Genomic DNA, 7,055 nt, shown 5'->3' with positions numbered 1-7,055 from the left:
ACGCTCCAGGCAGGGAGGGGGGCGCATGACGCCCCTGGTTGAGGTTTCGGCGGCACCCTGGCGCGCGCGCGGGTAATCTCCCCGGCGCACATGGCTTACGACGACTTCAAGAAGCGCATCCGCGACGACTGGCGTGACACCCTGCGTTCCATCCTGGCGCGCGCCAGCTCCCTGGGCTCCTCCGCCGTGCTGGCGTTCGACCTGGACTCCACCCTGTTCGACAACCGGCCCCGGCAGGCCCGCATCCTCCGGGAGTATGGCGCCGCCCGCTCGCTGGCAGTGCTGGCCGCCTGCGAGCCGCGCCACTGGGTGACGGGCTGGGACATGAAGGAGGCCATGCGCGCCTGCGGCCTGGAGGACACCCTGGTAGAGGCCCACTTCGCTGAAGCCCGCCGCTTCTGGGCCGAGCGCTTCTTCACCAGTGACTACTGCGTGGACGACGAGGCCATCGACGGCGCGGCCAGCTTCACCCATGCGGTGGTGGCCACCCGCGCGCGGCTCGTCTACGTCACCGGCCGCCACGAGGCCATGCGAGAGGGCTCCGTCTCCTGCATGCGCCGCCACGGCCTGGCGCTGCCGGATGACGAACGGGTGCACCTGGTGATGAAGCCCACGCTGGCCGAGGACGACGACGCCTTCAAGCGGGAGGCGCACGCGCGGCTGGGCCGGCTGGGGAGCGTGGTGGCTGCCTTCGACAACGAGCCCACGCACGCGAACGACTACCGGCGGAAGTTTCCAGAGGCCACCGTCATCCATCTGGCCACGGACCATTCGGGTCGGCCGGTGGAGTTGCTGGACGGCGTCATTTCCGTCCCGCACTTCGCGCTGGGCTCCTGACGCACCGCGCCTGAGAAAGGCCCGGTGTTGACGGGGTTTGAAAGGCTTTGAAGTCCCCCTGCCGCGCGCTATTGAGTCGCTCGGCGTCCGCCGCCCCGGGAGTCCCGAGGGCGGCCAGCATGGAGGCATCCCGCAGTGGCCAGCCCGTACTCGAAAGAACTGCTGTTGGACATGTACCGGAAGATGTACCTCATCCGTCGCTTCGAGGAGCGCGCGGGTCAGCAGTACACGCTGGGGAAGATCGCCGGGTTCTGCCACCTCTACATCGGCCAGGAGGCCGTGGCGGTGGGACCTGCGGAAGCCCTGCGTCCGGATGACTACATGCTCAGTGCGTACCGTGACCATGGCCAGCCGCTGGCCCGTGGCAGCGACGCGGGCATGGTCATGGCCGAGCTGATGGGCCGGGGCACCGGCTACAGCAAGGGCAAGGGCGGCTCGATGCACATCTTCGACATCGAGCATCACTTCTACGGCGGCTACGGCATCGTCGGCGGCCAGATTCCCCTGGCGGCGGGCATGGCCTTCGCCAGCCGCTATCGCAACGAGGACCGCGTCACGCTCTGCTACTTCGGCGACGCGGCCGCCAACCAGGGCTCCTTCCACGAGACGCTCAACATGGCGTCCAAGTGGAAGCTCCCGGTCATCTACATCTGCGAGAACAACCGCTATGGGATGGGCACGGCCATCTCGCGGACGTCGGCGGTGCCGGAAATCTACAAGCGCGCCAGCGCCTACGACATGCGCGGCGAGCCGGTGGACGGCATGGACGTGCTGACCATGTACGAGGCCGTCAAGGACGCCGCCGAGTACTGCCGCGCCGGCAAGGGCCCCGTGCTGCTGGAGGCCAACACGTACCGCTTCCGCGGTCACTCCATGGCCGACCCCGCCACCTACCGCACCAAGCAGGAGGTGGAGGCGGAGCGCAAGGGCGACCCGATTCCGAAGCTGCGCGCCTACATCCAGAAGCAGGGGCTGGCCCAGGACGACGTCTTCGAGTCCATCGAAGAAGAGATCAAGGCGCGGGTGGACCAGGCGGTGAAGTTCGCCGACGAGTCGCCCGAGCCCAGCCTGGACGAGCTGTGGCGCGACACCATCGTGGAGGAGGGCGAGGAGGACGTGCGCCCCCGCGAGCGCGTGCTGGGTCAGAAGGTGAACTGGCCGAAGTACCCCAGTGGCCAGGAGCTGAAGGTGACGTGGGACCTGGAGCCGCGCGAGCAGGCCGAGGCGGCCGACAAGAAGGCGGGCCTCATCCGCTAGGCGCGCGCTGACGTGTCTACCAACCCTTTTTCAGATTCGAGTCGGAGCCGACGATGCCCGAGTTGATGTACCGCGAGGCGCTGAACCAGGCGCTCGCCGAGGAAATGGAGCGCGACGCCAACGTCTATCTGATTGGCGAGGAAGTGGGCCGCTACAACGGCGCCTTCAAGGTGTCGCAGGGACTGCTGGACAAGTTCGGGAGCGCGCGCATCATCGACGCGCCCATCGCCGAGCTGGGCTTCACCGGCCTGAGCGTGGGCGCGGCCATGGTGGGCTTGCGCCCCGTGGTGGAGATGATGACCTGGAACTTCGCGATTCTCGCGATGGACCAGATTGTCAACAACGCCGCCAAGCTGCGGCACATGTCCGGTGGCCAGCTGCGCTGCCCCATCGTGTTCCGCGGCCCGGGTGGCGCCGGTGGCCGGCTGTCCAGCCAGCACAGCCAGGCGCTGGAGGCCAACTACGCGCACTTCCCGGGCCTGAAGGTGATTGCGCCCGCCACGCCCGCGGACGCCAAGGGCATGCTCAAGGCGGCCATCCGGGACGACAACCCGGTGGTCATGTTCGAGGGCGAGCGGCTCTACGCCATCAAGGGTGAGGTGCCGGAGGGCGAACACGTCGTGCCGCTCGGCAAGGCGGACGTGAAGCGCGAGGGCACGGACGTCACCATCATCACCTGGAGCCGCATGTACTACTTCTGCATGCAGGCGGCCGAGGAGCTGGCGAAGGAGGGCATCAGCGTGGAGGTCCTGGACCTGCGCACGCTGCGGCCCCTGGATGAGGAGGCCATCCTGGCGAGCGTGCGCAAGACGAACCGCGCCGTCATCGTGGAGGAGGGCTGGGTGCTCGCCGGCGTGGGCGCGTCCGTGGTGGACATCATCCAGTCCAAGGCGTTCGACGACCTGGACGCGCCGGTGGAGCGCGTCACGGGCCTGGACGTCAACATGTCCTATGCCGCGAACCTGGAGAACGCGACGCAGCCGGACGCACCGAAGATCATCGCCGCGGTGAAGAAGGTGCTGTACCGCGAGGGAGCCTGAACGCGTATGGCCATTCCCATCCAGATGCCGAACCTGTCCCCGACGATGACGGAGGGGAAGATCGTCAAGTGGCTCAAGAAGCAGGGGGACAAGGTGTCCTCCGGCGAGGCCGTGGCCGAGGTGGAGACGGACAAGTCCAACCTCGAAATCGAGGCCTACGACGACGGCACCCTGGCGGAAATCGTCGTCGGTGAGAACCAGATGGCGAAGGTGGGCGCGCCCATCGCGTACCTCACCGCGAAGGGCGCCAAGGCGGCTCCGTCCGCGCCAGCGGCGAAGCCCGCGCCGTCCGCTCCGGCTCCCGAGAAGCCCGCGGCGCCCGCTCCGGCGGCTCCGAAGGCCGCGCCTGCTCCGGCGGCCCCGGCCCAGGCGGGGGGCCGGCGTCTGCGCGCCAGCCCCGTGGCGAAGAAGATCGCGCGTGAGAAGGGGCTGGACCTCACCCAGGTGAGCGGCTCCGGTCCGTCCGGCCGCGTGGTGAAGCGCGACATCGAGGAGGCTCTCGCGCGTGGACCGGCGGCGGCTCCCGCCGCGAAGAAGGCCCCGGCCGCGCAGCCCGCTCCGGGCGTGCGTCCCGAGCCGACCGTGGTGCCCCTCTCGTCCATGCGCAAGGTCATCGCGCAGCGGATGACGGAGGTGAAGCCCGGCGTGCCTCACTTCTACCTCACCATCGAGGTGGACATGGAGGCGGCGTCGAAGGTGCGCGAAGAGGCGAAGGCGTTGGACCTCAAGGTCTCCGTCAACGACCTCATCGTGAAGGCCGTGGCCATGGCGGTGCGCCGCTACCCGAAGATCAACGTCTCGCTGCAGGGCGACAAGGTCGTCCAGTTCCACAGCGTGGACGTGGGCATCGCGGTGGCGCTGGAGGAGGGCCTCATCACGCCCATCCTCCGGGATGCGGACCAGAAGGGCCTGCAGGCCATCGCGTCGGGCGTGCGGGAGCTGGCGGAGCGCGCCCGCAAGCGCGCCCTCAGGCCGGAGGAGTACACCGGCGGCTCCATCACCGTCAGCAACCTGGGCATGTACGGCATCGACCAGTTCGTCGCCGTCATCAACCCGCCGCAGGCCTCCATCCTCGCGGTGGGTGCCGTCTCCGAGAAGGCGGTGGTGCGCGACGGTCAGCTGGCGGTCCGGAAGATGATGACCGCGACGCTGTCGTGCGACCACCGCGTCATCGACGGTGCCATTGGCGCCGAGTTCCTGCGTGAGCTGCGCGGGCTGCTCGAGCACCCCACGCGGCTGCTGTTCTAGGCCGTCCCGTTGCCCCGCTCCGCGCGCCCGTCCTGGGGCACGCGAGGGCGGGGCGGGGCGTGTGGAGGCCCTTGCTACTTGCGCGTCGGCTCCTTGCGGCCATGCGCCTCCTGCTCCAGCTTGCGCTGGGTCTCCGTCACGCCTGCTTGCCGCTCGCGCGACGTTCCCGTCGGCAGCTCGTTCTCCTCGTCGTCCGAGCGACCGCGGATTCCGGGCCAGGGCTGTGGGCGCGTGCCCTCCACATGCTCGATGCGCTCCGCATAACCGTTATCTCCGGCTGCGTTCTGCTTCGTCTCCTCGGATTTACCCTTGCTGTCCGCCATGTCGTGTCCTCCCAGGCAGGTGCCATCCGGCACGCTTCGTGGCGGTAACGGTGGGACGTGTGCCGTGCGCTGACCACCCACAAGCGGGTTGCACGGCTTGTCTCCCTGCCTGTCCCACGAGCGCGAAAAAAAGGTCGGCGGTCGTGGGCGTTCGCTGCTTAACTTGCTTCCAATGAACGACGACATGACACGCGAACGGCTTGCCCAGGGTGTGTCGGAGTTGGAGTCGCGCGGAGGCCCGCCGCTGCCGCTCGCGGCGTCGCTGCACCAGGCGCTGGATGGCGCCGTCTTTCCGCTGTCCGCGCGGCAGTTGACCTGGGTGGCCCGTGAGAACGAGGCCCCGGCCCTGGTGCTCTCGCTCCTGGGCTCACTGCCCCGGGCCAGCTTCGGCTCCGTGGACGCCGTGGCCCGGGCGCTGGAAGGCGACCTGGAGGCCACGGTTCCGCAACAGTCGGCTTCTTCGCGCTGATACGACCCTGGAAGGAAAGGGCCCTTCGGGGAGGTGCGGTGCGTCAGGCGCTCGCTCTATCCTGGTGGTGCGCGCGGTACCCAGCAGATCGCGAAGGGGTTGAGGCGCTATCCTGGGCCTTACCAGCCTGGCCCCCTTCATGGGACGCTGGCCAGGAGGAGCGTCATGAACCCGTCTGAACTCCCCGCGGTCCTCTACGTCGACGATGACGCGCTGAACCTCCGGGTCTTCGACGCGAACTTCGGGCAGCGCTTCCGCATCTTTCGCAGCTCCTCGCCCAGCGAGGCCTTGGCGCTCCTGGAGCAGCGCAGGGGCGAGATTGGCGTCATCCTCTCCGACCAGCGGATGCCCGGCATGACGGGCGTGGAGCTGCTGGAGCGGGCGCGCACGATTGCGCCGGACGCCAAGCGCATGCTCGTCACGGCCTACGCGGACATGCAGGCCGTCATCGACGCCGTCAACCGCGGCCAGGTGACGCGCTACTTCGTCAAGCCGTGGGACCGGACGGAGCTCCAGGCCGCGCTCGACGACGCGCTCAAGATTGCCCGGCTGGAGCTGCGCATCCGCGAGGTGGAAGGCCGCATGATGAAGTCCGAGCGTCTGGCCACCCTGGGCCAGGTGACGGCGGGCATCGCGCACGAGCTGATGGGGCCGGTGGGCTACCTGTCGCAGAACGTGGTGTCGCTGCAGCGCGACCTGGGCAGCGTCATCCAGTACGTGTCGCGGCACCTGCAGACGGACCCCGACTCCACCGTGGCGGAGACGGTGGAGGACCTGCCCGCCCTCATCAAGGACCTGGCGGAGGGCGCGGAGCACCTGCGGCAGGTGGCGCTGGGCCTGCGCGCCCAGGCGCGCGGTGAGGACCTGGAGGCCACGGCGGACGTCGCGGAGGTGGTGTCCTTCGCGGTGAAGCTGGCGCGCGCCGAGGTGCGGGAGCGGGCGCGGCTGACCAGCAACGGCGAGGCCGTGCGCGTCACCTTCGGCCCGGTGAAGCTGTGCCAGGTGCTGCTCAACCTCATCGTCAACGCGGCGCAGGCCATGGGCACCACGGGACGTCCCGGGCGCATCGAGGTCCGGTGGACGGCGCGTGCCGACGACGTGGTGCTCACCGTGGCGGATAACGGCTGCGGCATTCCCATGGAGCTGCAGGAGCGCGTCTTCCAGCCCATGTTCACCACCAAGCCCGTGGGCGTGGGGACCGGCCTGGGCCTGTCCATCTGCCGCGAGCTCGTCACGCAGTTCGGCGGCAGCCTCCGGTTGTCCTCCACGCAAGGGGAGGGCACCGAAATCGAAATCACCCTCCGGCGAGCCCCGCTCCCCTGAGGCCGAAGGCGTTGCTGAGCATGCGCCACACGCGGTGCAGCGTCTGGCTCTCGGTGGCGCGGATGTCCTCGACCAGCACCGCGCGGCGCAGCGCGCCGTCCGCGTTGTCTGGCGCGTACTCCACCACCAGCGCGTAGCGAGGCCCGGGGCGCTCCACCATGTGGACGGCCCGCACCGCGTCGAAGGGCACCACCGCCGCGCGGGTGGCGCCGGGGGTCCGGGCCAGTTGTTCCAGCCGCAAGGACTCGGTGCGGAAGTGAAGGATGAAGCGCCGGCGGCCCAGCCGCGACTCCAGCTTGAGGGCCAGCCCCACCAGAGCCGCCGCCAGCAGGCCCAGGGTGAAGGCCGCCGTCGCGCCTTCCCGGACGCCCACCAGGATGGCGGCGCCCACCGCGCACCCCAGCCCAACGCCGACGAACAACCCAGGCAGGACACGCCGCGCCCAGGGCGGCGGCAGGGATTCGCCCACCAGCCGGCCGCCGTCATAACGCAGCCGCACGTCGCCCAGCCGCCCGGGGACCCGGTTGTCCTGCAATGCATCCTCGAAGCTCGCCACGC

The 7,055-nt window shown here is 69.5% G+C and carries 8 protein-coding genes; 6 read left to right on the top strand and 2 right to left on the bottom strand.

Annotated features, from left to right (window positions below; translation table 11 throughout):
- Window positions 1-90: 90 nt before the first annotated feature.
- From G4D87_RS06360 to G4D87_RS06345, 4 genes are all read left to right on the top strand, one after another.
- Window positions 91-837, top strand: coding sequence for an HAD family hydrolase (locus G4D87_RS06360; protein WP_163779970.1), 747 nt, complete (start codon window positions 91-93; stop codon window positions 835-837).
- A 135-nt stretch (window positions 838-972) separates the two neighbouring features.
- On the top strand, window positions 973-2,094 hold the full coding sequence (gene pdhA / locus G4D87_RS06355) for a pyruvate dehydrogenase (acetyl-transferring) E1 component subunit alpha (protein WP_163779968.1): 1,122 nt from the start codon (window positions 973-975) through the stop codon (window positions 2,092-2,094).
- Between the two features lie 53 nt (window positions 2,095-2,147).
- A complete protein-coding gene (locus G4D87_RS06350; RefSeq protein WP_013939245.1) occupies window positions 2,148-3,134 on the top strand; it encodes a pyruvate dehydrogenase complex E1 component subunit beta in 987 nt (328 codons plus the stop codon).
- A 6-nt stretch (window positions 3,135-3,140) separates the two neighbouring features.
- Window positions 3,141-4,382 carry a pyruvate dehydrogenase complex dihydrolipoamide acetyltransferase gene (locus tag G4D87_RS06345; RefSeq protein ID WP_163779967.1) on the top strand — a complete coding sequence of 414 codons (1,242 nt, stop codon included), beginning with the start codon at window positions 3,141-3,143 and terminating at the stop codon, window positions 4,380-4,382.
- A 74-nt stretch (window positions 4,383-4,456) separates the two neighbouring features.
- Here G4D87_RS06345 and G4D87_RS06340 read toward each other — a convergent pair whose 3' ends face one another.
- Window positions 4,457-4,705, bottom strand: coding sequence for a hypothetical protein (locus G4D87_RS06340; RefSeq protein ID WP_163779965.1), 249 nt, complete (start codon window positions 4,703-4,705; stop codon window positions 4,457-4,459).
- 184 nt (window positions 4,706-4,889) lie between these two features.
- Between G4D87_RS06340 and G4D87_RS06335 the strand changes: the two genes are divergently transcribed.
- Together G4D87_RS06335 and G4D87_RS06330 are read left to right on the top strand one after the other, a co-directional pair.
- Complete coding sequence (locus G4D87_RS06335) at window positions 4,890-5,174, top strand: DUF2795 domain-containing protein (protein WP_163779963.1); 285 nt, start codon at window positions 4,890-4,892, stop codon at window positions 5,172-5,174.
- A 165-nt stretch (window positions 5,175-5,339) separates the two neighbouring features.
- Window positions 5,340-6,497, top strand: a complete 1,158-nt coding sequence (locus G4D87_RS06330) for a sensor histidine kinase (RefSeq protein ID WP_163779961.1) — start codon at window positions 5,340-5,342, stop codon at window positions 6,495-6,497.
- Here G4D87_RS06330 and G4D87_RS06325 read toward each other — a convergent pair.
- Window positions 6,469-7,053: a hypothetical protein gene (locus G4D87_RS06325; RefSeq protein ID WP_163779959.1), complete on the bottom strand. Its 585-nt coding sequence runs from the start codon at window positions 7,051-7,053 to the stop codon at window positions 6,469-6,471. The genes G4D87_RS06330 and G4D87_RS06325 overlap by 29 nt on opposite strands.
- Window positions 7,054-7,055 lie beyond the last annotated feature (2 nt).

This window comes from Myxococcus vastator, from assembly GCF_010894475.1.
GTDB classification, from domain to species: Bacteria; Myxococcota; Myxococcia; order Myxococcales; family Myxococcaceae; genus Myxococcus; species Myxococcus vastator.
Note: the sequence above shows the minus strand (reverse complement) of the source record. Positions and strands in the feature narration are given on the sequence as shown.